Here is a 24,975-nt window from a genome sequence, read left to right as displayed (position 1 = left end):
GTTCAGCTCGCGAGCTTGAAGTCGGGACGGACGGATTTGCGGCGCATGTCGGTGACCAGCACGTCGACATCCAGGATCAGGGCGACGCGGCCATCGCCCAGGATGGTGGCGGCGGCGACGCCCTCGACCTGCTGGTAGTTGGTTTCCAGGCTCTTGATGACCACCTGGCGCTGGCCCTGGATGGCGTCGAACAGCAGGGCCGCCTGTTGGCCGCCTTCGGTTTCGACGACCACGGCGACGCCTTCGGTCGGGTTCATCGGCTGTTCGCTAAAGCCCATGATCAGGGCCACGTCGATCAGCGGCAGGAAGCGGTCGCGGAACCGGATCACCGGATCCACGCCGCCGACGAAGTGCAGGTCGACGGCTTGCGGGGTCAGGCTCTCGACGATGGCCGGCAGCGGCGCGATCAGCGTCTGTTCGGCGGCGGCGACGACCATGCCGTCCAGCACCGCCAGCGTCAGCGGCAGGCTGAGGGTGAAGGTCGAGCCCTTGCCCGGAACCGAGCTGATGGAGATGCGGCCGCCCAGCGCCTGGATCGAGCGTTTGACCACGTCCATGCCCACGCCGCGCCCCGAGATGTCGGACACGACGGCGGCGGTGGAGAAGCCCGGCGCAAAGATCAGATTGTCGATCTGTTCGTCGGTCAGGGGCGCGTCGGCCGCGATCAGACCCTTGTCGATGGCGATCTTCTTGACGCGTTCGCGGTTGATGCCGCGGCCGTCGTCGGAGATTTCGATGACGATCCGGCCCGAGCGGTGCAGGGCGGCGAGACGCACCGTGCCCTCGGCCGGCTTGCCGGCGGCGACGCGCTCCTCGGGCGTTTCCAGCCCGTGGTCGATGGCGTTGCGCAGCATATGGGTGATGGGCTCGGCCAGACGTTCGACCACGGTCTTGTCGACCTCGGTGTCCTCGCCGGCCGTGACCAGACGGACCTGCTTGGAGACCATGTCGGCGACTTCGCGGACCAAGCGCGGCATGCGCTGGAACACCGACTTCACCGGCTGGGCGCGGATGGCCATGACGCTGTCCTGGATCTCGCGGGTCAGCAGTTCCAAATCTTCGAGACCGAGCGCGATGCCCGACGAGCGGGCCAGGCCGCTTTCCAAGACGCGCTGCGATAGCATCGCCTGCTGGATAACCAGTTCGCCGACGACGTTGATCAGGCGATCAACCCGATCAAGATCGACACGGATCGTCACCGGCGCAGGCGCAACGGGAGCAGAAGCCGGCGCGAGCGTCGCCGTCACGGGTGCGGCGACAGGGGGAGCCGCCGGCTCTACGGCTGGTGCAGCCGCGATCGGGGCCGGCGCGGGCTCGGGCTCCAAGGGAGCGAAGGGCACGACCTCGGCCGCCGGCTCGGCGGCGGCGCCGGAAGCCTTGGCCAACAGGGCGGCGATGTCCAGATCGTCGCTGGCGGGCAGGACGGCGGCCGGTTCGTCTTCGAACGCAGCGAATTCATCACCGCCGGCGCCCAGAGATGTGATGGTCAGGTCGCAGTCGCTTTCGACGAAGTCGAAGACCTCGCGCACGGCCGCCTCATCGACGGCGGCGGCCAGATCGACCGTCCAGGTCAGGCAGCCGTCCTCGATCGACAGCGCGTCCAGCGTCGGCGTTTCGCTGTCGTCCACGACGACCGTGACCGGGCCGAGGCGGCCCAGTTCGCGCAGCAGCAGGCTGGTCTCGTTGGCGTTCACGTACATCCGGCCCATCGGCTTGAACACGATGCGCCAGCCGACCGACGGCGCGTCGGCGCCCAGGTCGGCGCCCAGATCGGCGATGGGCAGGGGCGCAGGCTCGTCCAGCGCCATGTCGAAGGCCATGGGGGTGAAGCCGAAATCGTCTTCGTCTTCCTCGACCTCGACCGGCGCCGCGCCCCCATGGGTCAGGACCTGCATTTCGGCGACCAGGGCGGCGGACCGCGCTTCGTCCACCGGCGGGATCAATCCTTGCGCGGCCTGGATGTGATCGGCCAGCACGTCGGAGGCGCGCAGCAGGGTCTTGATGGTGATGGCGTCGCACGGCTTACGGCCCGCGCGCAGTTCGTCCATCAGGGTCTCGAAGACGTGGGCGAACCGGACCAGGGCCTCCAGCCCGAAGGCCCCTGCTCCGCCCTTGACCGAATGGACGGCGCGGAAGACGGCGTTGATCGTCTCCAGGTCGGTCTGACCCTGTTCAAGCAGCATCAACTTGGCTTCCAGGTCCGCGAGCAGCTCGTCGCACTCTTGGAAGAAGGTGGCTTTGATGGCTTCGAAGGCGTCCATTAGGTCGGGGTCCGGCGGGCTTCAGCGATCAGAGTTAGGCGATCAGGCGGCGACGCGGCGGACGGCGTCCACCAGCTTGGCGGGGTCGAACGGCTTGACGATCCAGCCGGTGGCGCCGGCGGCGCGGGCGCGCGCCTTCTTCTCGACGTCGCTCTCGGTCGTCAGCACCAGCACCGGGGTCGTGCGGTGGTTCGGATCGGCGCGGACACCCTCGATGACGCCGAAGCCGTCCATGCGCGGCATGTTGATGTCGGTGATGATGACGTCGGCGCCCTTGGACGCCAGGGTCTCCAGACCGTCCACGCCGTCCACCGCCTGGATCACGGTATAGCCCGCGTCTTCCAGCGCCATCAGCAGCATGTCGCGCATGGTGCGTGAATCGTCGATCGTCAGAACGGTCTTGGTCATGCCAACGCCCCCTCGGTGTTGAAGTCCGGCGCGCCATAGGCCGCCCATTGTTCCGTCCAATATTGGGACACAGACCCTAAACTTAGGTTGACGCCGTCGGCCGCCCACGTCTTTCGCGCCGACAGCAGGATCTGCAGGCACAGGCCGCCCAGGCGCTGGACCGCAGAGGCGTCCACGATCACCGGATGACCGCGCAGGGCCAGCAGTTCGGCCTTCAGCGGTTCGGCCGCATTCAGGTCCAGCACGTCGGACAGGATCAGGGTTTCGGTCATCAGAACTCCTCCCAACCGTCTTCGACGGCGGCGGCTTGAGGCTTGGGCGCGGCGCCGCCACGGCCGATGGTCTTCAGCGCGGCCACCATGTGGCTGGAGCGAGCAGCGGGCTTGGCGACGGGCGCAGGCGCGCGAACCGGCGCAGGCGCAGCGGCGCGCGACGGCGAAGACCCGACGCGGAACTGAGCGACCGAGGCTTGCAGGCTCTCCGCCTCCTGAGCCAGCGAATGGCTTGCGGCGGTGGACTGCTCGACCATGGCCGCGTTCTGCTGGGTGACCTGATCCATCTGGTTCACGGCGGTGTTGACCTGGGCCAGGCCGACGGCCTGTTCCTGGGCAGAGGCCGCGATTTCGGTCACCAGGCTGTCGATTTCGGCGACCCGGTCGACGATGCGTTGCAGGGCCTCGCCGGTCTCGCCGACCAGTTTGACGCCTGAGCCGACCTGACCCGTCGAGGCCGAGATCAGGGTCTTGATCTCCTTGGCGGCTTCGGCCGAACGCTGGGCCAGGGCGCGAACTTCGGAGGCGACCACCGCAAAGCCGCGACCGGCCTCGCCCGCACGAGCGGCCTCAACGCCCGCGTTCAGGGCCAGAAGGTTGGTCTGGAAAGCGATCTCGTCGATCACGCCGATGATCTGATTGATCTGGTTGGAGGAGCCTTCGATGGCGGTCATGGCCTGGACAGCGTCGCGCACGATGATGCCGCTCTTTTCGGCGTCGCCGCGCGCGGCCTGAACCACGTCGGAGGCCTGGCGGGCGCCCGAGGCGGTCTTGTTCACCGTGGCGGTGATTTCATCCAGGGCCGCAGCCGTTTCTTCCAGCGAGGCGGCCTGCTGTTCGGTGCGGCGCGACAGGTCGTCGGCGGCCTGCGAGATTTCGCCGGCGCCCGAGCGAATGCCCGAGACGTTGTTGACCACGACCGAGACGGCCTGCTGCAGCTGGGAGATGGCGGCGTTGAAGTCGGTTTTCAGCTGAGCGGACTTGGCGCTGAATTCGATGTCGATGCGGTGGGTGAGATCGCCGTTCGACATGGCCGAGAGACCTTGGCCCAAGGCTGCGATGGCCCGGGCGTCTTCGGCGGCCTCGCGCGCCTTTTCGGCCTCGCGTTCGGCGCGCTCCTGCTCGGACATCGAGCGCTGCGACAGGGCGTCCTGCTCGACGCGGACCTTTTCGATCGCGGCGTCGCGGAAGGCCACGATGGCCTGACCCATCTTGCCGAACTCATCCTTGCGCTCGGCGCTGGCGACCTTGATGTCGGTGTCGCCGGCCATCAGCTTTTGCATATAGCCGATCATCGTGAAGATCGGGCGCACGATGGAGCGCGTCGCGACGAAACCGGCGATGATGGCGATCACCAAGGCTGCGATCAAACCGACGATCGTGGCGATCAGCGCGGTGCGGCTGGCGGCGGCCTGAGCTTCGGTCGAGGCCTTGCGCGCCACATCGTTGGCCGTCTTGATCTGGTCGATCGTGTCTTCGACCGGCGCGACGTAGTTGTCGGCCGTTCCGTTGCGGCCGACCATCTGAACAGCCTGGGCCGCGCGACCATCGCGCACCATCGCCGAGCCGGTTTCAACGACGTTCTTGTACCAGGTCGCATTCGCCTCAACCGCCTTGTCGACCAGGGTGGCGCGATCAGCGGGCAGTTCGCCGCGCAGATCGTCCATGGCCGCCAAGAACTTGGCCCGGTGCGCATCGACGCGCTCAATGTAGTAGGGGTCCTGAGACAGGAGGTAACCGCGGAAGGCGTTCTCCTGGCGCGCCACGTAGAACTCGGCCGTCGCCGTGGTGCGATTGACCTGGTTTTCCACCGTACGCACTTCGCCGGCCTTCTCCAGCTGGAGCAGGCTGGTGACGACGAGGACGCCCATGACGGCGATCGCCGCCAAAACGAGACCAAAGGCCGCGAACAGCTTGCGGCCGACGGGCATATTTTCAATCAACTTCAACTCAGCATCCCCCGGTGGATCGGTAACTCAGAACGAATAGGTGGCGGCGGCGACGAGACGACCCTCATAGGGTTCGCCTGCGCTGTGGCGGTCGGTGTCGTACCAGCGCAGATCGACGGCCAAGGCGTCGGTCAGCTTCTGTTTGGCGCCGACGTTCCAGGCGTTGTAATCGACACCGCCGTCGGCCATGCGGTTGGCGACTCCGGCCGAAATCTTTGTCTTGGCGGCGACGGCGACCGTGCCTTGCAACTCCAGCCACCAAGCCTCTTTCGTCGCCGCAAAGCCGTCGGGCGAATAGTTGACGCGCAGGCGCGTCGCCACGGGGCCCAGCTTGCGTGAAGCGTCTGCCTGATATTCCCAATAGTTTTTGTCGACGCCGGCGCGCGACCCTGGCAGGTCGCGGTTCATGACCCCCAGATCGAAGGTGAAACCGCCCGCCTTGGGGCGCCAGCCGACCATGCTGACGATTTCCATGTCGTAGCCTTGAGATCCGGCGGCGTCAGAGACGAAGACGCTGGCGTAGCCTTCGCCGAAGCCGGCTTCGGCCTTGGCGAAAGGCGCAACGTCCTGATTGCTCTTGCCCAGCCCTTTGCCGACATATTGGCTGGCGACACCGACATCGAGGCCGAACGATTGGGCCTGGGACGTGATCGGTGTTGCGAGGCCTACTGCCGCGACAACAAAGAAGGCTGACGAACGAAACATGGTGATCCCTGAAGCTTCTGCATTCTGAAGCCCAAGGATGAGGCGATGATTAATATTAAATCTGAACCGGACTGTATGTAGGATTGCGTAACCCGTGAGGAGTGTCGCGCGGCCTCCGGGCTGCGTCATCGGCAGGGGTGCTCGTCACTCCAAACCGATTTTGAGCGAATACGTATGTTCACGTAGTCGAAACGAGCCTATACAAAAGTTGTCAGAAAAGCGGCGACGCCCGTCAGCCCAAGTTTTGGCGAGTTCTCGCATCCCAATTCATACTCCGGTGAAATATATCCAGCGGCCCAGGAACATCACGAAGACATGATCTTCAGGTCCAGGACATGGTGGAGCGGGGTCTTGATCGCGTGCCTGGCTGTCCTTGTGGCGACGCTGGTTCGTAGCGCGCTCGAACCGTTTGGAAACTTCTATTATCTGCCGCTGGTCCCGGCGGTGATTGTTACGGCTCTGCTGGCGCAAAGGGGGGCGGTCGTGCTGGCGATCCTGTTGGCCATCGGGGCTAATCTGTGGCTGGTGCATCGCGAAAGCGTGCTGGATGCGGCGACCAACGCCGCGCTTTTTGCGGTCATCGCCTGGGTCATCGCAGAGGTCTGTCGTCGGCTAATCGACGCCCTGGAACAGGCCCGCGCCCTGACGCGTGACTTGGCGCTGCGCGAGATGCTGCTCGACACCATTGTGGCCACGACGCCGATCGTGACGCTGGATCGTGAGGGGCGGACGCGCCGCGTGACCCCGGCCGCCGCCGATCTGCTGCGTGTGGATCGAGACGCGGCGATGGCGCAGCCTTTCGGATCGCTACTGCCCGGCTTCGACGATGCGGCCCTGGCGAAGGCTCGCCAAGGGGGCGAGGTTCTGGGCCCGTCCTCCGGACCTTGGACGAGCGGCAGTATAAATACACCCGGGCCGTCGCTGACGCTCCACGCCAATGTCCTGCCTGACGACATCGCTCCCGAACACATCGTGCTGACGCTGGGCGATCAGAGCCAGGCCGAGACGATCCGCAAGGGCGAGCGCGATCTGAACGACAAGCTCAGCAGCGTCTGGCGTCTGAACTCAATGGGGGAAATGGCCGCGACCCTGGCCCACGAACTGAACCAGCCGCTGACCGCCGCCACCGTGTATCTGCATGCCGGCCAGGCCGAACTGACCCGGCTGGGAACGGTCGCGGAAGGGCCGGCCAAGACCATCGACCTGGCCAAGACGCAGTTGCTGCGCGCGGGCGACATCATTCGGCGCATGCGCGAACAGGTCGCGACAGGTTCGCGGTCCTTTACCGAAGAGCGCGCCTCGCTGATCGTCCTCGACCTGGCGCCGGTCTTCGCCCTGACGGGACAGGACACCGACACGACGATCGCTCTGGATGTGGAAGAGGACGACGATCAGGTTCTGGCCGACCGCATCCAGATTCAGCAGGCGCTGGCCAATCTGGTGCGCAACGCCGTGGACGCCGTCATCGGACGCGAGGGCGCACGCGTGACGGTGACCGGCCGGACGCTGGGCGCGGACGGCTATGAGATCGCGGTGTGCGACAATGGCGACGGCATCCCCGAAGACAGAATCGACAGCATCTTTCACCCGATGGCGACGACGAAGGCCGGCGGCATGGGTCTGGGGCTGTCGGTCACGCGTTCAATCGTCGAGAGCCATGGCGCGACCTTGGTCGTCAGCCGGAATTCTCAGGGTGGAGCGACCTTTTCGTTTCGTCTGCCGCGTCCCACGGAGTCCGAAATCTGATGAGCCCGCACTCCGTTTTCATCATCGATGACGACCCCGCCATGCGCGACGCCCTGGTGCTGATGCTGCGCGGGGCTGGGTATCGGGCGCGCAGTTTCGTCAGCGCCGACGACTTCCTGGACAATCTGCCCGAAGACCGCAGCGCCTGCGTCATTACCGATGTGCGGATGCCGGGGCTTCAGGGTTCCGAGCTGGTCGGGCGTCTGAAAAGCCTGCGCGGCGACACCTGGCCGGTGATCGTCATCACGGGTCATGGGGAGGTGACGCTGGCGGTTCAGTTGATGAAGGCGGGCGTCGTAGATTTCGTCGAAAAGCCGTTCGATCCGCAGCGAATGCTGGACGCGGTTTCCAGCTGCCTGGCCTCCTTGACCAGTCTGGAGGCCGAGCGGATCGCGCGCGAGGACGCCAAGGCCCGACTGGACACCCTCACCCCGCGCGAACGGCAGGTCTTCGACGCCCTGATCGACGGCTGTTCCAACAAGGAAATCGCGCAAAGGCTGGAGATCAGCCCGCGCACGGTGGAAATCTTTCGCGCCAAGGTGATGACGAAAATGCAGGCCGCGAACCTGTCCACCCTGGTCCGGATCGGAATGCGCGCCGGCGACGCTTGAGCCGGACGAGATTCGTCGCCACCTTAGTCGCGACATGAGCGACCGGTCCGCAGGCCTCGCCCCGTCCCGCGTGACTGCGGTCCTGGGGCCCACCAACACTGGCAAGACCCATCTGGCGGTCGAGCGGATGCTGGGTCACGCCTCGGGCATGATCGGCCTGCCCCTGCGCCTGCTGGCCCGCGAGATCTATGAGCGGATCGTCAAACAGCGCGGCGCGGCGGCCGTCGCCCTGATCACCGGCGAGGAAAAGATCGTCCCGCCGCGCCCGCACTATTTCGTCTGCACCGTCGAGGCCATGCCGCTGGAGCGGTCGGTCGAGTTTCTGGCCATCGACGAAATCCAGCTGGTCGCCGACCCCGAACGCGGCCACGTCTTCACCCAGCGGCTGCTGCACGCGCGCGGCCGGTTCGAGACGATGTTCCTGGGCGCTGGCGCCATGGAGCCGCTGATCCGCCGCCTGGTGCCGGACGTGGAGATCGTGACGCGCGACCGGCTATCCACCCTGTCCTATGCGGGCTCCAAGAAGCTGACCCGCCTGCCGCGCCGCAGCGCAATCGTCGCCTTCTCGACCGACCGGGTCTACGCCATCGCTGAACTGATCCGGCGTCAGCGCGGCGGGGCGGCCGTGGTGATGGGCAGTCTGTCGCCCCGCACCCGCAACGCCCAGGTGGCGCTGTATCAGTCGGGCGAGGTCGATTTCCTGGTCGCCACCGACGCCATCGGCATGGGGTTGAACATGGATGTAGACCATGTCGCCTTCGCGGGCCTGAGAAAGTTCGACGGGCGGCGCACCCGCTGGCTTTACGCCCATGAGATCGGCCAGATCGCCGGGCGGGCCGGCCGGCATCTGCGCGACGGCACCTTCGGCGTCACGGCCGAGGCCGAGGATCTGGACCCCGACCTGGTCGAACAGGTGGTCGAGCATCGGTTCGATCCGATCGAGGCGGCGGAGTGGCGGAACGCCCGGCTGGATTTCGACACCCTGCCCGATCTGCTGCGCTCGCTGACGGTGACGCCCCAGCGTTCGGGGCTGAGCCTAACGGCGGAGGCGCTGGACGAGACCCTGCTGCGTCGCCTGATCAAGGACGAGGAGGTGGCCCGCATCGGGCGCTCGCGCGGGGCGGTCATGCGTCTGTGGGAGGCGTGCCAGTTGCCCGACTTCCAGAAGACGACGCTGGATGAACACGCCCGGCTGGCCAAGGACGTCTTCCACGCCCTGACCGGCAAGCGCGGCCGGCTGACCGACGACTGGATGGCGCCGCGCTTCGCCTTCGTGGATCGCGACGACGGTCAGATCGACCAGCTGTCGGCGCGGCTGTCGGCAGTGCGCACCCTGTCCTACATCGCCAACCGGCCGGACTGGGTTCACGACGCGCAAGGCTGGCGCGACAAGACCCGCGCGCTCGAGGACCGGCTGTCCGACGTACTACACGAGCGGCTGACCGCCCGGTTCGTGGATCGCCGAACCACCGCCCTGATGCGGGCGCTGAACGTGCGCGAAGACACGTTTGCTGGCGTCGCCGAAGACGGGGAGGTCACCGTCGAGGGTCAGGTCGTCGGCCAGCTGGAGGGCGTGCGGTTCCAGATGGAGAAGGGCTCTTCGGCTCTGGAGGATCGCACCCTGCGCCAGGCCGCCGTGCGTGCGGTGACGCCCGAGATCAATCGACGGCTGGGGCGTCTGGCGGCCGAGACCGACGACGGGTTTTCGGTCACGCCGGACGGGGCGGTGCTGTGGCGCGGCGTGCTGACGGCGCAGATCAATGCGACGCCGCAGGGGGTCGATCCCTTTACGCCCTCCGTGCGCCTGCTCGGCGATCTGGGACCGACGCCCGCCCGCGAGCGCGCCCAGCGCCGGATCGAGGCGTGGCTGGCGGCGGAAGCGGGCCGTGCGTTGCGTGATCTGCGACGGCTGCGTCAGGCGGTCGAGAGTGGCGCGCTCAAGGGCCTTCCGCGCGGCATCGCCTTCCGTCTGATCGAGGCCGGCGGCGTGATCGACCGGCGCGAGGTCGAGCGCGATCTGGCCGCGCTCAGTCAGGTCGAGCGCCGCACGCTGCGCAGTTTCGCCATCCGCATCGGGGGGCATTCGGTTTGGCTGCCTGGCCTTCAGAAGCCGCGCGCCCGCCATTTCGCCCAGGCCTTTGTCGCCGCGCCGCTGATCCCGGCCACGCCCGATCTGATCCCCGCGCCGGTGGAGCCGCCCTCGGCGCGTCTGTTGTCCGCGCATGGATTACGATTGGCGGGACGGTGGCTGGCGCCGGTCGAGACGCTGGAGAAGATGGCCGAGCTGCGGGCCGCCAATCACGGCCGACTGTCCGACGAGGCCCTGACCGATCTGGGCTGGCGCGCCGATCAGGCCAAACAGATCATCGCCGCCTTGAAGATCGAACGCGCCCGCCTGCCCGACAAGCCGGGCGCAGCGCCCAAGATCGTCAAGGACTCGCCCTTCGCCGCCCTCGCCGCCCTGACGGAGGCGCCCCCGGCGCGGCCCAAGCGTCGTCGTCCGCGTCGAAAGGCGAAGGCTTGAACGAGAACGCCTGTCGCATCGACATCTGGCTGTGGCGCGCGCGGTTCGTAAAGACGCGCGGCCTGGCGGCCGGTCTGGTGGAGCGGGGTGCGGTGCGGCTGACGCATCAGGGGCGCGAGACGCGGCTCGACAAGCCCAGCCGGTGCGTTCACGTCGGCGACCTGCTGACCTTCGCCCAGAACGGACGCGTCACCAGCCTGAAGGTCGAGGGGCTGGGCGAAAGGCGCGGACCCGCAGAGGAGGCCCGCGCCCTGTATTCGCTGACGGTCTAAATGGCCTCAAGTCGCGCGCAGCGCGGTAGGCTTAAAAGAGCCGCCTCAAGTCACGCGAAGCGCGGCAGGCCCTACTTCTGAATGACGAACTCGCCTTCAATGTGCAGCTTCACCTCGTCGGAGACGGCCGGCAGGGCGTAGTTGATGCCGAAGTCCGAGCGTTTGATGGTGGCTTCGCCGTCGAAGCCGGCCTTGTAGGCGCCCATGACGGTTCCGGCGCCGTTGAACTCGACCTCGATGGTGACGGGCTTGGTCACGCCCTTCAGGGTCAGATCGCCAACCACGGTCGCCTCGTTGGCGTCATCGGCGTCGACCGTGACCGAGCGCGAGACGAAGGTTGCCGTCGGATATTTAGCGGTGTCGAAGAAGTCGGCGGTCTGAAGGTGGGCCTTCAGACGGTCGTCGTTGGGCGCCACGTCGGTCAGCGGGATCGTCGCGGTCAGCGTCGAGGCCGAGGGGTTGGCCGGGTCCAGCTTCAGCACCGCCTTCACGTTCACGAACTGGCCCGTATAGGTCGAAAGACCGAAGTGATTGACCGACCAGGTGATCTTGCCGTGGCCGGAATCCAGATCGTAGGTCCCGGAGGTGACCTCGGCGGGGTTCTTGGTCAGAGCGGCCTGAGCCACGACCGCGCCGCCTGCGACCAGGCTGAGGGCGGCCGCGCCGGCGACGGCGTATTTCATGAAGGAGGTGCGCATAGGGATTTCCTGTCGATGGGGCGGATATGCAATCAATACAGTTGCGATTAGGCGCCGTTCTGTCAAGGCGCTGCGAATGGCTCTCGCCTTAAGCCGCGCTGTTGACAGTTGGTTGCGTGGCCGCCATGTCGCAGGCCTCCCGCCCACAGACCGACACCCGTTTTTCGCCCAATGACCTACATCGTCACCGACGCCTGCGTGAAATGTAAGTTCATGGACTGCGTCGAGGTGTGTCCTGTGGACTGTTTCTACGAAGGCGAGAACTTTCTGGTGATCGCACCCGACGAATGCATCGACTGCGGCGTGTGCGAACCGGAATGCCCGGTCGACGCCATCGTGCCGGACACCGAGGACGAGCCCGACGGCAAATGGCTTCAGGTCAACGCGGAATACGCCAAGGTCTGGCCCAACATCACCGTCAAGGGCACGCCCCCCGCCGATCGCGAGCAGTACGAGCGCGAAACGGGCAAATACGAGAAATACTTCAGCCCCAAGCCGGGCAAGGGTTCCTGATTTCAGGACTGGCGGCGCTCAAGCCTTGCCGCATTTGCACGTCCGCCCTGTGGACGTTTTGAAATTCCGCAGATTTGTGATAGGTTCTGTTTCATTGGATCGGGCGGTCCGCGAAATCTTCGCGCCGCCCGTGTTTGCGACAGAATCCCGCCCTAGACGGGATCGGCCAGAGGTTTGGTGATCCGTTTCCGCTTTTGACGCCTGACATCATCTCCTCCGACGGAGCGATCCGGCGGATGAGATCCTGTTTGCGTTTCCTGCGCCTTCGTTTCGCCCGGCCCTGACCGGGAAAGGACGATTATGACGAGCAAGACTGGTCTGGAGTTCAAGGTTGGCGACGCGGTCGTCTATCCGGCGCACGGCGTCGGCAAGGTGGCGGCGATCGAGACCCAAGAAGTCGCGGGCATGTCGCTGGAGGTCTATGTCGTGACCTTCGACCACGAAAAGATGACCCTGCGCGTCCCGACCAAGAAGGCCGTGACGGCCGGTCTGCGTTCGTTGGCCGCCGACGACGTCGTGACCAAGGCCCTGACCACACTGAAGGGCCGCGCGCGCATCAAGCGCACCATGTGGTCGCGTCGCGCCCAGGAATACGAAGCCAAGATCAACTCCGGCGACCTGATCTCCATCGCCGAAGTGGTCCGCGACCTGCACCGCGCCGACACCCAGCCGGAACAGTCCTATTCGGAGCGCCAGCTCTATGAATCGGCCCTGGACCGCATGGCGCGCGAAGTCGCGGCCGCCAACAAGATCGACAAGGACGCCGCCGTCGAGCTGCTTGCCAAGTCGCTCAGCGCCAAGAAGCCGGTCCCGACCGCCGAAGCCGCCTAAGCTTCAGTTTCGGACTAAAGAAGAGGCCCCGGAGCGATCCGGGGCCTTTTTTGATGCGTCGCAGAGCCGCTGTCAGAAGTATTCGGCGTTGGCCGGGCACTGGGCGCTGATGCGGCGCGCCGTGATGCTGGCGGGGATATAGGGCGTGCCGCGCACGATCTGGGCGCCGCCGCGGAAGCTGAAGCTGGTTTCCGTGTAGGTCCCGTTCAGGCGAACGGCAATGCGACGGCCCTTGCGATCCTGGCAGGTTCCCTCGAAGCGGGCGTTGCCGTTGCCGACCACGCGGGTCGGATAGGTGCAGCGCCACTTGTTGGTCGACAGGCCGCCGAAGAATCGGTTGATCTCGCTGGGCCGCACGCATTTCTGCTCGGTGTCGCGCTGGCCCACCGCGCTGGTGGTGTATTCCCAATAGCCGGGCAGGACTTCGGTCTGGGCGGCGGTCTGGGCCGGGGAGATGGCGGGCGAGGCCAGCATGAAGCCGCCGGCCATCACCGGGGCTAGGACGGCGAGCGCGCGCTTGGGCAGGCGATCGATCAAGGACGGACGGGACATGGAAGCCTTCTGTTCTGCTTGGGTCTCTTTTGAGGTCGTCATCATATGGGCCATACAGGGCGGCATTTGAATGACGGCTGAACGAGGCGCGGGACGATGGGTCCAGACTCGGCTTGACGCCGAACCGCCTCTTCCCTTATACGGCCCCCTCTCGCGCGGGCTGGTTCCCGCGCGCAACTGTTTCATGCGTCCTCTCCCACGCTCGGGCTGGACGCCGCACCTTAAGGATCTGACGATGTCGCGTCGTTGCGAACTCACCGGTATCGGCCCCATGGTCGGCCACAACGTGAGCCACTCGAACATCAAGACCAAGCGCCGCTTCCTGCCGTCGCTGAAGACGGTCAAGGTCACGTCGGAAGCCCTGGGCCAGACGTTCAGCCTGCGCATCTCGAACGCCGCGCTGCGCACCCTGGACTACAAGGGCGGCCTGGACGTCTTCATCGTCAAGGCTCGCGACGAGCAGCTGTCGATCGCCGCTCAGCGCATCAAGCGCCAGATTCGCGCCAAGCTGGCCGAACAAGCCGCCGCCTGATCGGCGACCGCGACATAGAGTTCTGGAAGAGGCCGGTGGAAACACCGGCCTTTTTCTTTGCGCCATTGCCCGCCCGCGCTAGCCTGTCGCCTCAGAAAGGGACGGCTTCATGCGCATCAAGATCTTGCTTTTGGCCGCAGCCAGCGCCCTGACGCTGTCGGCCTGCGCCACCGTCGCCCAGCCGGCGCCGACGCCACGCGAATCGACCGCCTTCACCCTGGCCACCGATCAGCCGCTGACGCCGGAACAGCAGGCGATGCAGTTCGACAAGGCCGATTTGTCGATCAAGGTCCTGCCCGACGACAAGGCCATCGACGCGGTCGCCGTGCTGGACTTCACCGCGAAGGCGCCCCTGACCGCTCTGGTCGTCGAACTGGACACGCTGCTGAACATTTCCTCGGTCCAGATCGACGGGGTCGAAGTCGCCGTCGATCGCTGGTCCAACCCTGAGGGCCGGCTGACGGTACAACTGCCCGAGACCCTGGCCATGGGCCGGTCGGTTTCCCTGCGCGTCGCCTATGCCGGCCGGCCGCGGGTGGCGCCCCGCGCGCCGTGGGACGGCGGCTTCGTCTGGTCCACCGCGCCGTCGGGCGAGCCATGGATCGCCACGGCGGTTCAGGGCGAGGGCTGCGACATCTTCTGGCCCTGCATCGACAGCCCGCATGGCGAGCCGGGCCGGGTCGACCTGCACATCACCGTGCCGTCCGCCCTGTCTGCGCCGTCCAACGGCCGCTTCCTAGGCAAGGTCGATCACGGCGACGGCTGGACCACCTGGAACTGGTCGGCGAAATCGCCCAACACCTACGCCATCGCGCTGAACGTCGGGCCCTATGAAGAGGTGTCGGGTGAGTACGCCAGCCGGTTCGGCAACACGATCCCCATGCGCTACTGGCATCTGAAATCGGACACACCCGAACAGGTCCAGGGCCTGTTCGCTCAGTTCCCCAAGATGCTGGACTTCTTCGAAGCCACCGTCGGCCCCTTCCCTTTTGGCGATGAGAAGATGGGGGTGGTCGAGACCCCGCACCTGGGCATGGAGCACCAGACGATCAACGCCTACGGCAACGGCTACAAGATCGACGGCCGGGGCTATGACTGGCTGTTGCAGCACGAGTTCGCCCACGAATGGTTCGGCAACCAGCTGACCAACCAGAACGCCGACGACATGTGGCTGCACGAAGGATTGGGCAGCTATATGCAGCCGCTCTATGCGCGCTGGTTGCTGGGCGACCGCTACATGCACCGGGAACTGGCCAATCAGCGCGAGGGGCTGATCAACACATATCCCGTCGTCTCAGGCATACCCAAGACCGAGGACGAGGTCTACAAGGGCGACGTCGGACCGGGTCTCGACATTTACAACAAGGGCTCGCTGATCAGCCATTCGCTGCGGATGCTGATCGGCGACGCCGCCTTCCATCAGGCGGTCACCCGCTTGGTCTATGGCCGGCCTGACCCCCGGCCGGGCAATTTCGCGCCGCTGTACCGGTCCACCGGCGACTTCGTCGCGATCATCAATGACATCACGGGCCAGGACTATGGCTGGTTTTTCCGCGGCTATCTCTACAACGCCGCCCTGCCGGTGCTGACCCAGACGCGCGACGGCGATGGGCTGAAGCTGGAGTGGACGACGGGCGACGGCGGCGTCTTCCCCATGCCGCTGGAGGTCGAGATCGACGGGCGCGTTCAGACCGTGGCCATGACGGGCGGGCGCGGCCAGATCGCGGTTCCGGCCGGCGCCCATGTCCTGATCGATCCGCAGAACAAGGTGCTGCGCCAGATGGACGTGATCGACGCGCTTCAGGCCTACAAGGCGACGCAGAAGGCGAAGTAGCGGCCGGTCAGGCCTCGGCCACCGTCACCGACTGGCGCACCATCTGACAGCGCTCCTGGGTCGTCAGGAAGGCGATGTCCGCCGCATCGCGCCCGCAGGCGATCCGCACCAGACCCTCGACCGGCGCCAGGCCCGTCGGATCGACCAGCCACCAGCCGTTGTCCAGCCAGACCTCGAAGATAGCGTGGAAGTCGGGCGGGCTGAGTTGGTGAGCGAAGGCGCTGACCGCGCGCGCAGGAATGCCCGAAGCCCGGCATAGCGTCATGCCCAAATGAGTGAAGTCGCGGCACACGCCGGCCCGGTCGATGAAGGTGCGCGCCGCCGTGGTTTCGGTGTCCGACACGCCGTGCTCGTAATCGACGTTCTCGGTGATCCAGTTCAGGATCGCCAGCACGCGCGCGCCGCCCGCCGTGTCGCCGAACTCGCGCGTCACGAAGCGGCCGAACTGGTCCGACGGACAATAGCGGCTGGGCTGGAGATAGGGCAGGACCTCGGCGGGCAACTCGCCCCAGTCATGCTGGGATACGCTGGGCGGCAGGCCCTTCAACACGCCGTTCTCGACCACCGCCTCATAGGTCAGCTTGACCTCGCCCTCGACGTGGCAGCGCAGTGTGCGGGCGCCGAAATCGATGTCCTCGTCCTCGTGAAAATCAACCGGCGGGTCGAAGGTCAGGGTCTCTTCCAGGATGTCCTGGCCCGGCCAATGCGCGACCTGGATCTTGTAGATGGCGTCCGTCGGCGGATCGAAACGATAGACGAGTTCGGCGCGGACGCGCAGTTTCATGAAAATCCGCCGATCAGAGGGAGATGAGAAGGTCGCTGGTGAACGCCACGCGGTCTGGGCCGTTCCGTGGTGGTCCGCGCCTTCTGGCCTGTGCAAATCGACAAGACAAGACAGTGTGTTAATCTGAGCCCCATGATCGCTTCCCCTGCCCTTCTCGCTCTTCGGGAAGCCACCGCCTCAGCCCACGAAACCCTGGAAGTCCAGGCCGGGATCGAGCCGCGTCTGTCGGACCCCGCCACGCGGGCGGCGACCGTGGCGGCGTTTCACCGCTTCCATGCCGGACTGGAGCCGCTCAGCCATCCGCTGGTGGCGGCGTTGAACGCTGAACTGGACGCCGATTTCGAACCGCGATCACGCGCGCATGGGATCGCCCAGGACCTGACCATACTGGGCCAGCGCATTCCCTCGCCCGCGCGTCCGGCTGCGCCCGCCTCGGCCGGCGAAGCCCTGGGATGGGTCTATGTGGCTGAAGGATCGATGCTGGGCGGTCGGATCATACGACGGCGGCTGGCCGCCGAGGGTCGCGATCTGGAGGGCCTCGGCTTTCTGGATCCCTATGGCGAAGAGACCGGCGCACGCTGGCGCGCCTTCATGGATTTGCTGGACCGGGCCTGCGCTAGCGGCCTTGTCACGATCGATCAGGTGGTGAAGGGCGGCATCGACGGTTTCGCCTTCGCCCACCGCACCTTGCACCCCCAGCCGCAGGAGGTCGCGGCATGACCGAGACGCTCGACCTGGCCGACACCGCGCTGAACGAGTGTGATCGCGAGCCGATCCATATTCCTCAATCGATCCAGCCGCACGGCTTCATGCTGGTGCTGGATCTGCAATCCCTGACCATCCGGCAGGGGGCGGGCGCGATCGAGGAACTGACCGGCCCCAAGGTCTGGATCGACCGCACCGTCGCCGACGTGCTCGGCGATGTCGCCGACCGGGCCGTGCGCGCCATGGCCGCGCATCAGGAGGCCGGCTTCGCCTGTCGCTGGCGCGCGACCAATCGTCTGGAATACGACGTCGTGGTGCACCGCGCGCCCGGCACGACCGCCGGCGCGATCAACGATCTGATGATCATCGAGGTCGAGCAGAGCTCGCAGCAGGCTCGGCTCGGCGTCGATCTGATCGCCAGTCTGGACGCCGCCGGCGCCGCGCTGGAACGGGCGGTGACGATCCAGACGGTGTGCGAGCGGGCGGCGGACGCCTTCCGTCGCCTGACCGGTTTCGACCGGGTGATGATCTATCGCTTCCAAGACGACGAGGCGGGTCAGGTCGTCGCCGAAAGCCGCGCCGATGGCTCCGGCTCCTTCCTAAATCACCATTTCCCCGCCACCGATATCCCCCAGCAGGCGCGCGCCCTTTATCTGCGCAACCCGGTGCGGGTCATTCCCGATAGCCGTTACACGCCCCAGCCCCTGCGCCCCATTGCGCCCGGCGAGGCGCCGCTGGACATGAGTGACAGCGGCCTGCGCTCGGTGTCGCCGATCCATCTGCAATATCTGCGCAATATGGACGTTCGGGCCTCGGCGTCCGTGTCGATCATCGTCGATGACGCCCTGTGGGGGCTGGTGGCCTGCCACAACGCCTCGCCCAAACTGCTGCCCTATGAGTTGCGCGTGGGCTGCACGGCTCTGGCCCGCAATCTGGCGCGACAGCTGAAATCCAGGAGCGACGCCGATCTCTATCGCGAGCGTACGCGCCTGCGTCGGATGGAGGACGAACTGCTGTCGCGGCTGTCGCCGGACCGGCCGATGCGAGAGGCGCTGGGCGAAAAAGCCGACGCCCTGATGCAGCTGACCAGCGCGGACGGTCTGGCCATCGTCAGCGAGGGCGACATCCAGACCTTCGGCTATACGCCGCCCGAAGATGGCGTACGCGCCATCGCCGCCTGGGTCGCGGGACGGCCGGGCCTGCGCCCCGTCTCGTCGCATCACCTGTCCTCGATCCTGCCGGCCGCCGAGGCGTGGAAAACGCACGCCAGCGGGCTGCTGGCCGTCACCCTACCTCTCGATCAGCCGGTGTCGCTGCTGTGGTTCCGCTCGGAGGTGCTGGAGACGGTGCGCTGGGCCGGCAATCCCGCGACGGCGGAGAAGACGGGCCCCAACGCCATTCTGACGCCGCGCGCCTCGTTCGAAAGCTGGTCGGACACAGTCTCGGGCCGCGCGCACCGCTGGGGTCCGGCCGCCGTCGAGTCCGCCGCGCGGCTGAGGGACGCCCTGGCCGACTATGCCGCCGTCCATCAGATCCGCCGGCTGAACCGATCCCTGCAGGACCGCCTGTCCGAGCGCGATCTGCGGCTGGAGCAGCAGCAATATCTGATCCGCGAGGTAAACCACCGGGTTCAGAACAGCCTGACGCTGGTGTCCAGCTTCCTGGGCCTTCAGGCGCGAGAACAGGCGGGCGGATCGGCCGCGATGGCGCTGAACGAGGCGCGCCGTCGCGTGCGCGCCGTGTCCGCCGTCCACAGTCGGCTCTATCTGAGCGACCAGGTCACGACCATCGACATGAGCCGCTATATCGGCGAGTTGATCGGCGATCTGGGCTCCAGCATGGGGCCCGACTGGGTTGCGGCCCTGGAGACGGACCTGGATCCCGTCTGCATCGAGCCGGGCCGCGCCATCACCATCGGCCTGATCCTGACCGAACTGATCATCAACGCCCAGAAATACGCCTATGGCGGCAAGCCCGGCCCGCTCTGCATTCGGTTCGAAGAAGACGGCGCCTTCTTCCGCATGACGGTGGAGGACGAGGGCGCTGGCGGGCATCTGGCCGGCAAGGGGTTCGGCTCGATGATGATCAAGAGCCTGGTCGGTCAGTTGGACGGGACGATCGACTATCGCGATCGCGCGCCGGGCCTCAGCGTCGTGCTGCGGGCGCGCATCGACCCGCTCGTTTGAGGTCAGAGCCAACGGCGCCTGTGGCGTCAGGTCGCAGGGCGTCGTAAGAGCCGGGCCATGTCCGCCCTGGCCTTTCGCCCCTCCTCGCGCGCCTTCGCGCTGATCGTTCTGCTGATCGCCGCCAGCGTGCTGGGCCTGGCGCCCATTCTGGTGCGGTTGACCGAGACGGGGCCGGCGGCGGCGGGGTTCTGGCGGTTCCTGTTCGCCTTACCCCTGCTGACGATCCTGGCGGCGCGCGAGCCGGGCGGCGTTGGCGCGCCGTCAAAATGGGCGCTGCTGGCGGGCCTATTCTTCGCCCTGGACCTCAGCTTCTGGCACTACGGCATCGTCATGACTTCGGTCGCAAACGCGACGGTGCTGTGCAACCTGACGCCGGTTGTCGTGACCCTGTTCGGCTGGTTCGTCCTGAAGGAGCGGCCGCACCGGCTGTTCATCCTGGCCCTGGCCTTGGCCATGGGCGGCGCCTTCGCCATGGCGGCGGGCGCGGACGGCGGACAGGGGACCAATCCGATGCTGGGCGACGTGTTCTCCCTGTCGGTGGCGGTCTGGTACTCGGGCTATTTCCTGGCGGTTCAGGCGGCGCGACGCACGGCCGGCGCGATGCGGGTGACCTTCTGGGCGACGCTGCTGGGCGCGCCCCTGCTGCTGATTGTCGCCCTGGCGCTGGGCGAGGCTGTCATACCCGCCGGACCGGCCGGCTGGGCCGCCTGCGTGGCCATGGGCGTGATGCACGTCTTCGGACAAGGCGGCGTGGCCTGGGCGCTGGGCAAGCTTCCGGCCTCGGTCACGGCCGTGACCATCCTGATCCAGCCGGTCGTCGCGGGCCTGCTGGGCTGGTGGATCTTCGGCGAGACCCTGACGCCGATCCAGGCCCTGGGCGGCGCCCTGGTGCTGGGCGCCATCGTCCTGGCGCAGCGGTCACAGAGGGCGAAGCCCGACGGGCTCAAGCAGCGCGAAGCGCGGTAGCCCAAAAAACAAAACGGGCGCGGGAGAAACTCCCGCGCCCGCCTCTAAGCCTTGAAGGCTGGATCGACTTAAAGAACCTTGAGGTCGATCGCCGAAGTCTTGCCGCGCTGGTTTTCCAGCTCGTATTCGACCTTGGCGTTCTCATCGAGGCCCTGAAGTCCGGCCTTCTGAACGGCGGTGACGTGAACGAACACGTCGGAGCCGCCGCTATCGGGCTGGATGAAGCCGTAGCCCTTGGTGGGGTTGAACCACTTGACCGTGCCGGTCGCCATGTCTGCGTCTCCGTAAACGCGCTTTTCCAGGCGGATCCCTCACGAGGTGACCCGACAATCCATCTGGACAGCTCGTTCAGGCGAAGGAGCGAAACGCGGGTTTGGACCCCACGCGAAATCCGGACTGCAGCGATGTTGTCACCCGGCTTTTCCAGACGGTCAACAGCAAAGCGAGTCGCACCAGACGCATTCAGGCTTAACGACACAGGCCCCGCGCGGCCCCGTCGATGTGCAGATGGTTGGCGTGGGCGGCGTTGTAATCGGGCGTCAGGACCGTTGAAAACAGCTGGCAGGCCCCGTCGCGCAGGGCGTGCAGGAAGCGGCCGCCCGACTCGCCCGCCGGCCCGTCGCCGCGCCAGTCGTTCAGCACGCTGACGGTCCGGCCGTCCTTCAAGGTCACCGCTGCGACATCCAGCGCATTGGCCTTGGCGTGTTCGCTGGGCCGCTCCGCCTCGTCCTGTGAGCCGTAGATGCGGCGGCACGAATAGGTCCCGTAGTTGTCGACCCGCGCGGGCGCCGAGCCCAGAATGTCGCGCGAGGCCGGGCGCAGCACCTGTCGATCCCAGATGACATAGCGGACCGCTAGCGGGCACTGCATGACGACATCGGCCGGCGCCAGAGGCGTCACCTCGCCGCCCGTGATCCGCACCGCCCCGCGCACCACGCAGAAGCCGCCGTCGTCGCGGTCGGGCGCGCGTTCGACCCGAACCCCCGCATTGCGCAGCGCCTGCATACAGGCCTCGGTCGCGCCCTCGACTGCTTCGGGCGTGGCGGCGGTCGGCACGTCGAAGGCGGCGACCTTTGCGGTGGTCGCGCGGCCCAGTGGGCGATCCAGATCCAGCGGCTTCCACGGCAGGTCCTGGGGCGGCGCAAAGGCGTTCAGCAAGGCGAAGCCGGCGCAGACCAGCAGCGCCAGTTCCCACACCAGATTCCACATGTCCGCCACATCGCGCTTCATTCGGCCCCTCGCAGGCCGGACGGGCCCGGCGCCTTAACGCCCAGCTTCGCAGTCGGCTCCCTCGCCCTTGCTCTCTGCCGGCCCTCGGCCCACTCTCTTTCCATGGGAAAGAAATCCGACACCTATGACGCCGAGCTGGAGCAGATCCAGCTGGCCATCGTCCAGACCCAGGCCTGGAGCATCGAGCATGGCTCGCGCGTGGTCATCGTGCTGGAGGGGCGCGACACCGCCGGCAAGGACGGCGCGATCAAGCGCCTGACCGAACATATGTCGCCGCGCCAGACCCGCGTCATCGCCCTGCCCAAGCCCAGCGACCGCGAAACCAGCCAGTGGTATTTCCAGCGCTATGTCCCGCACCTGCCGGCGGCGGGCGAGACGGTGATCTTCAACCGGTCCTGGTACAACCGCGCCGGGGTCGAGCCGGTCATGGGCTATTGCACGCCCGAACAGTACGCCCAGTTCATGACCGACGCCCCGCGCTTCGAGCGGATGCTGACCGACGACGGGATCATCCTGATCAAGATCTGGCTGGACATCTCGCGCAAGGAGCAGGCCAAGCGGCTGAAGGAACGTCGCGAGGATCCGTTGAAGAAGTTCAAGCTGTCGTCGCTGGACGCCGAGGCCGAGGCGCGGTTCGACGCCTATTCCGACGCCCGCGACCGGATGCTGGACGAGACCGACCGCGACTATGCGCCCTGGACCGTCGTCGCCACTGACGACAAGAAGACGGCGCGGCTGAACATCGGCCGCTACATCCTGTCGGTGCTGAGCCACACCAGCATCGACATCAAGAAACCGGATCCCGACGTCGTGTTCAGCGCCGAAAAGGCCAAAGGCAGACTGGCGCGCTGAAGCGCCTCAGGCCGTTCTGACGATCCCGCCAGAGGCCGTCACCGGCCAGGGCGTCAGCCGCCCGCCCGCGCAGGGGCCGCCCTTGCATTCGCCGGTCAGCGGTTCGAACACCGCCCCATGCCAGCCGCACAGGATCAGCGCGCCGTCCGGCGTCAGATACCGGTCGATCTCCATCGCGATCGGAAAGCCCGCATGCGGGCAGCGATCGACCCAACCCGCGACCTGACCGTCCTTCCTGACCACGAAGCCGTGGAAGAAGGCCTCGCCGATCTGCAGCACGAAGCCGCGCGAGCCCGGATCGGCGATGTCGCCCTCGGCGCACAGGGCCACGCCCGGCGGCGTCTTCCAGACCCGTTTGCGCTCACCTGGCGCTTCGGCGGCTTCAGACACGTTCGGCCTTCAGCGGGCGCGACAGCAGGCCGTCGATCAGACCATCGACACCGATCTCGCCGGCAAGGAGAGCGGCGACGCCTTCGGAGATCGGGATTTCCACGCCCAGACGCGCGGCCAGTTCGCGAACCGCCGGCGCGCTCTCATAGCCTTCCGCCACCGATCGTTTGCCGGCCAGAGCCTGTTCGACCGTCTGTCCCTGCCCCAGGGCCAGACCCAGGCTCATGTTGCGCGACTGGGGGCTGGAGCAGGTCAGGACGAGGTCGCCCAGGCCGCACAGGCCCGCCACCGTCTCCGCCTGCCCGCCCATGGCGACGGCGAGGCGAGTCATTTCCGCAAAGCCGCGCGTGATCAGAGCGGCATGGGCGCTGCGGCCCAACTGACGCCCCTCGGAGATGCCGCAGGCGATGGCCAGCACGTTCTTCAGCGCGCCGCCCGCCTCGGCCCCCACCAGATCGGTCGCCAGATAGGGCCGGAAGCCCGGCGCCGACAGGGTGTTCAGCAAGGCCTCTCCCAGCGTCTGATCGGCACAGGCCAGGGTCACGGCGGTCGGCAGGCCGCGCGACACCTCGCCCGCGAAACTGGGGCCGGAGAGGACTGCGGCGGGAGCGTCCGGCAGGGTCTCGGCCAGCACCTCGGTCATCAGCTTCATCGTGCCGCGCTCGACCCCCTTGGAGCAAAGCACCACCGGCACGCCGGCGCGATAGTGGGGCGCAAACGCCGTCAGCGTCGCGCGCATGTGCTGGGCCGGCGGCACGGCCAGGATCACGTCGCAGTCGCCCAGATCGGCCAGATCGGCGGTGAATTTCAGTTCGTCGGCCAGCGGCACGCCGGGCAGATACAGGTCGTTGGCCCGCGTCGCCCGCATTGTCTTGACCAACTGCTGCTCGCGCGCCTGCAAGGTCGTGTCCAGGCCAGCCCGAACGCACACCTGCGCCAGAGCCGTGCCCCAGGCGCCCGCGCCGATGACCCCTGCCGTGCGGAATTCCATACGCCCTCCCGAGGCTTGTTTACCGTTCACGCCTTGGCGCCTTTACGGCCCGGCTTGTGCGAAGGATCGGACAGGGCGCGCGCTTCGTCCAGCGGCCATCGCGGCCGGGCGACGACGTCAATGTCGCTGGTCAGGCCCAACGCCAGCCGTTCCGCCCCGGCCAGGGCGATCATCGCCGCATTGTCGGTGCAATAGGCCATCGGCGGCGCCAGGAAGTCGAAGCCGTGTTTCGCCGCCGTCGCCTGCAAGGTCGCGCGGATGGTCTTGTTGGCCGCAACCCCGCCAGCCACCACGAACAGACGGTGGTCATGCGTCTCCGCATAGGCCGCCAGCGCCCGTTCCGACCGATCCGACAGTTGGCGCGCGATAGCGTTTTGCACCGCATCGGCCAGGTCCGCCTTGTCCTGTTCGGTCTCGCAGGTCTGGGCGATGCGGAAGGCCGCCGTCTTCAGCCCCGAGAACGAGAAGTCGCAATCCTTGCGGCCCAGAAGGGCGCGCGGCAGATCGATCCTGGACCCGTCGCCCTGCATGGCCAGCCGCTCCAGCGCCGGGCCGCCCGGATAACCCAGGCCCAAGGCCTTGGCGATCTTGTCGAAGGCCTCGCCGGCCGCGTCGTCGATGGTGGCCCCGATCCGGCTCATGTCGCCGACGCCGCGCACCTCCAGAAGCTGGCAATGGCCGCCGGACACCAGCAGCAGCAGGAAAGGATAGGCCACCTCCGCACCCAGCCGGGCCGACACCGCGTGGCCTTCAAGATGGTTGACCGCCACTAGCGGGAGGCCGCGCGCCAGCGCCGCCGCCTTGCCGAAGCTGAGCCCCACCATAACCCCGCCGACCAGACCCGGCCCGGCCGTCGCCGCAATCCCGTCCAGCCCGTCATAGCCCAGATCGGCCTCGGCCATCGCGCGGCGGGTGACCTCGGCGATCATCTCGACGTGGCTGCGCGCCGCGATTTCGGGCACCACGCCGCCATAGGCCGCATGATCGTCGATCTGGCTGTGAACGACCGAGGACAGCACCTCCGCCCGACCACCCGTCAGGCGCACGACCGAGGCGGCGGTCTCGTCGCAACTGGTCTCCAGGCCCAGCACCGTCAGCGGCCGGACATCCCGTCCAGTTGCTGACTTGGCGCCGCTGCTATAGTCGGCGGACATTTCCATCGG

The 24,975-nt window shown here is 66.9% G+C and carries 25 protein-coding genes; 12 read left to right on the top strand and 13 right to left on the bottom strand.

What is annotated here, in order from left to right; translation table 11 throughout:
- Positions 1-2 precede the first annotated feature (2 nt).
- The 5 genes from ABIB58_RS03400 to ABIB58_RS03380 are packed head-to-tail and all read right to left on the bottom strand — an operon-like array spanning position 3 to position 5,595.
- The gene (locus ABIB58_RS03400; protein WP_354039099.1) at positions 3-2,261 is read right to left on the bottom strand and encodes a chemotaxis protein CheA; all 2,259 of its coding nucleotides are present in this window, start codon (positions 2,259-2,261) and stop codon (positions 3-5) included.
- 42 nt (positions 2,262-2,303) lie between these two features.
- A complete protein-coding gene (locus ABIB58_RS03395; protein WP_039246220.1) occupies positions 2,304-2,669 on the bottom strand; it encodes a response regulator in 366 nt (121 codons plus the stop codon).
- Positions 2,666-2,941 carry an STAS domain-containing protein gene (locus ABIB58_RS03390; RefSeq protein WP_354039096.1) on the bottom strand — a complete coding sequence of 92 codons (276 nt, stop codon included), beginning with the start codon at positions 2,939-2,941 and terminating at the stop codon, positions 2,666-2,668. Before ABIB58_RS03390 ends, ABIB58_RS03395 begins: the two co-directional genes overlap by 4 nt.
- Entirely contained in the window at positions 2,941-4,872 is a 1,932-nt protein-coding gene (locus tag ABIB58_RS03385) for a methyl-accepting chemotaxis protein (protein WP_354039547.1), read from the bottom strand. Before ABIB58_RS03385 ends, ABIB58_RS03390 begins: the two co-directional genes overlap by 1 nt.
- 45 nt (positions 4,873-4,917) lie before the next feature.
- On the bottom strand, positions 4,918-5,595 hold the full coding sequence (locus tag ABIB58_RS03380; RefSeq protein WP_045811559.1) for a TorF family putative porin: 678 nt from the start codon (positions 5,593-5,595) through the stop codon (positions 4,918-4,920).
- 351 nt (positions 5,596-5,946) lie between these two features.
- On the opposite strand from ABIB58_RS03380, the gene ABIB58_RS03375 reads away from it, so the two are divergent.
- From ABIB58_RS03375 to ABIB58_RS03360, 4 genes are read left to right on the top strand one after another with little or no spacing between them, the layout of a single operon-like run.
- A complete protein-coding gene (locus ABIB58_RS03375) occupies positions 5,947-7,341 on the top strand; it encodes a sensor histidine kinase (RefSeq protein WP_354039094.1) in 1,395 nt (464 codons plus the stop codon).
- Positions 7,341-7,952 (top strand): response regulator FixJ, encoded by a 612-nt coding sequence (gene fixJ, locus ABIB58_RS03370; protein WP_039246224.1) that lies wholly within the window; start codon positions 7,341-7,343, stop codon positions 7,950-7,952. Before ABIB58_RS03375 ends, fixJ begins: the two co-directional genes overlap by 1 nt.
- Positions 7,953-7,986: 34 nt before the next feature.
- On the top strand, positions 7,987-10,476 hold the full coding sequence (locus tag ABIB58_RS03365) for a helicase-related protein (RefSeq protein WP_185224459.1): 2,490 nt from the start codon (positions 7,987-7,989) through the stop codon (positions 10,474-10,476).
- Positions 10,473-10,748, top strand: a complete 276-nt coding sequence (locus ABIB58_RS03360; protein ID WP_039246231.1) for an RNA-binding S4 domain-containing protein — start codon at positions 10,473-10,475, stop codon at positions 10,746-10,748. The genes ABIB58_RS03365 and ABIB58_RS03360 overlap by 4 nt, the downstream gene beginning before the upstream one ends.
- A 71-nt stretch (positions 10,749-10,819) precedes the next feature.
- On the opposite strand, the gene ABIB58_RS03355 is transcribed toward ABIB58_RS03360, so the two are convergent.
- A complete protein-coding gene (locus ABIB58_RS03355) occupies positions 10,820-11,446 on the bottom strand; it encodes a YceI family protein (RefSeq protein ID WP_052689600.1) in 627 nt (208 codons plus the stop codon).
- A gap of 171 nt (positions 11,447-11,617) precedes the next feature.
- Between ABIB58_RS03355 and fdxA the strand changes: the two genes are divergently transcribed.
- Entirely contained in the window at positions 11,618-11,959 is a 342-nt protein-coding gene (fdxA, locus tag ABIB58_RS03350) for a ferredoxin FdxA (protein ID WP_017505910.1), read from the top strand.
- A 300-nt stretch (positions 11,960-12,259) separates the two neighbouring features.
- Complete coding sequence (locus tag ABIB58_RS03345; protein WP_017505911.1) at positions 12,260-12,790, top strand: CarD family transcriptional regulator; 531 nt, start codon at positions 12,260-12,262, stop codon at positions 12,788-12,790.
- Positions 12,791-12,862: 72 nt separating this feature from the next.
- Here ABIB58_RS03345 and ABIB58_RS03340 read toward each other — a convergent pair whose 3' ends face one another.
- Positions 12,863-13,342 (bottom strand): DUF3617 domain-containing protein, encoded by a 480-nt coding sequence (locus ABIB58_RS03340; protein ID WP_354039089.1) that lies wholly within the window; start codon positions 13,340-13,342, stop codon positions 12,863-12,865.
- A gap of 235 nt (positions 13,343-13,577) precedes the next feature.
- Between ABIB58_RS03340 and rpmB the strand changes: the two genes are divergently transcribed.
- Both rpmB and ABIB58_RS03330 read left to right on the top strand, forming a co-directional pair.
- Entirely contained in the window at positions 13,578-13,874 is a 297-nt protein-coding gene (rpmB, locus tag ABIB58_RS03335) for a 50S ribosomal protein L28 (protein ID WP_026108540.1), read from the top strand.
- 109 nt (positions 13,875-13,983) lie between these two features.
- On the top strand, positions 13,984-15,708 hold the full coding sequence (locus ABIB58_RS03330; protein ID WP_354039087.1) for a M1 family metallopeptidase: 1,725 nt from the start codon (positions 13,984-13,986) through the stop codon (positions 15,706-15,708).
- 7 nt (positions 15,709-15,715) lie between these two features.
- Here ABIB58_RS03330 and ABIB58_RS03325 read toward each other — a convergent pair whose 3' ends face one another.
- Positions 15,716-16,492 (bottom strand): transglutaminase-like domain-containing protein, encoded by a 777-nt coding sequence (locus ABIB58_RS03325; protein ID WP_039246235.1) that lies wholly within the window; start codon positions 16,490-16,492, stop codon positions 15,716-15,718.
- Between the two features lie 132 nt (positions 16,493-16,624).
- Here ABIB58_RS03325 and ABIB58_RS03320 point away from each other — a divergent pair, with 132 nt between their 5' ends.
- From ABIB58_RS03320 to ABIB58_RS03310, 3 genes are read left to right on the top strand one after another with little or no spacing between them, the layout of a single operon-like run.
- Positions 16,625-17,212 (top strand): biliverdin-producing heme oxygenase, encoded by a 588-nt coding sequence (locus ABIB58_RS03320; protein WP_052689599.1) that lies wholly within the window; start codon positions 16,625-16,627, stop codon positions 17,210-17,212.
- Positions 17,209-19,383: a histidine kinase dimerization/phosphoacceptor domain -containing protein gene (locus ABIB58_RS03315; RefSeq protein ID WP_045811555.1), complete on the top strand. Its 2,175-nt coding sequence runs from the start codon at positions 17,209-17,211 to the stop codon at positions 19,381-19,383. The genes ABIB58_RS03320 and ABIB58_RS03315 overlap by 4 nt, the downstream gene beginning before the upstream one ends.
- Before the next feature lie 57 nt (positions 19,384-19,440).
- A complete protein-coding gene (locus ABIB58_RS03310) occupies positions 19,441-20,349 on the top strand; it encodes a DMT family transporter (RefSeq protein ID WP_045811554.1) in 909 nt (302 codons plus the stop codon).
- A 68-nt stretch (positions 20,350-20,417) separates the two neighbouring features.
- Here ABIB58_RS03310 and ABIB58_RS03305 read toward each other — a convergent pair whose 3' ends face one another.
- Complete coding sequence (locus ABIB58_RS03305) at positions 20,418-20,621, bottom strand: cold-shock protein (protein ID WP_017505920.1); 204 nt, start codon at positions 20,619-20,621, stop codon at positions 20,418-20,420.
- Between the two features lie 196 nt (positions 20,622-20,817).
- Complete coding sequence (locus ABIB58_RS03300; protein WP_045811553.1) at positions 20,818-21,579, bottom strand: extensin-like domain-containing protein; 762 nt, start codon at positions 21,577-21,579, stop codon at positions 20,818-20,820.
- Positions 21,580-21,681: 102 nt separating this feature from the next.
- Here ABIB58_RS03300 and ppk2 point away from each other — a divergent pair, with 102 nt between their 5' ends.
- The gene (gene ppk2, locus ABIB58_RS03295) at positions 21,682-22,431 is read left to right on the top strand and encodes a polyphosphate kinase 2 (protein ID WP_045811552.1); all 750 of its coding nucleotides are present in this window, start codon (positions 21,682-21,684) and stop codon (positions 22,429-22,431) included.
- A 6-nt stretch (positions 22,432-22,437) separates the two neighbouring features.
- On the opposite strand, the gene ABIB58_RS03290 is transcribed toward ppk2, so the two are convergent.
- From ABIB58_RS03290 to tsaD, 3 genes are read right to left on the bottom strand one after another with little or no spacing between them, the layout of a single operon-like run.
- On the bottom strand, positions 22,438-22,821 hold the full coding sequence (locus tag ABIB58_RS03290; protein ID WP_045811551.1) for a Rieske (2Fe-2S) protein: 384 nt from the start codon (positions 22,819-22,821) through the stop codon (positions 22,438-22,440).
- Positions 22,814-23,812: an NAD(P)H-dependent glycerol-3-phosphate dehydrogenase gene (locus ABIB58_RS03285; RefSeq protein WP_354039082.1), complete on the bottom strand. Its 999-nt coding sequence runs from the start codon at positions 23,810-23,812 to the stop codon at positions 22,814-22,816. The genes ABIB58_RS03290 and ABIB58_RS03285 overlap by 8 nt, the downstream gene beginning before the upstream one ends.
- A gap of 26 nt (positions 23,813-23,838) precedes the next feature.
- Positions 23,839-24,966 (bottom strand): tRNA (adenosine(37)-N6)-threonylcarbamoyltransferase complex transferase subunit TsaD, encoded by a 1,128-nt coding sequence (tsaD, locus tag ABIB58_RS03280; protein ID WP_045811595.1) that lies wholly within the window; start codon positions 24,964-24,966, stop codon positions 23,839-23,841.
- Positions 24,967-24,975: the final 9 nt, after the last annotated feature.

The sequence above is a fragment of the Brevundimonas sp. UYEF29 genome (genome assembly GCF_040546195.1).
GTDB classification, from domain to species: Bacteria; Pseudomonadota; Alphaproteobacteria; order Caulobacterales; family Caulobacteraceae; genus Brevundimonas; species Brevundimonas huaxiensis.
The sequence above is the reverse complement of the archived record's forward strand: the minus strand, read 5'-3'. Positions and strand labels throughout refer to the sequence as shown.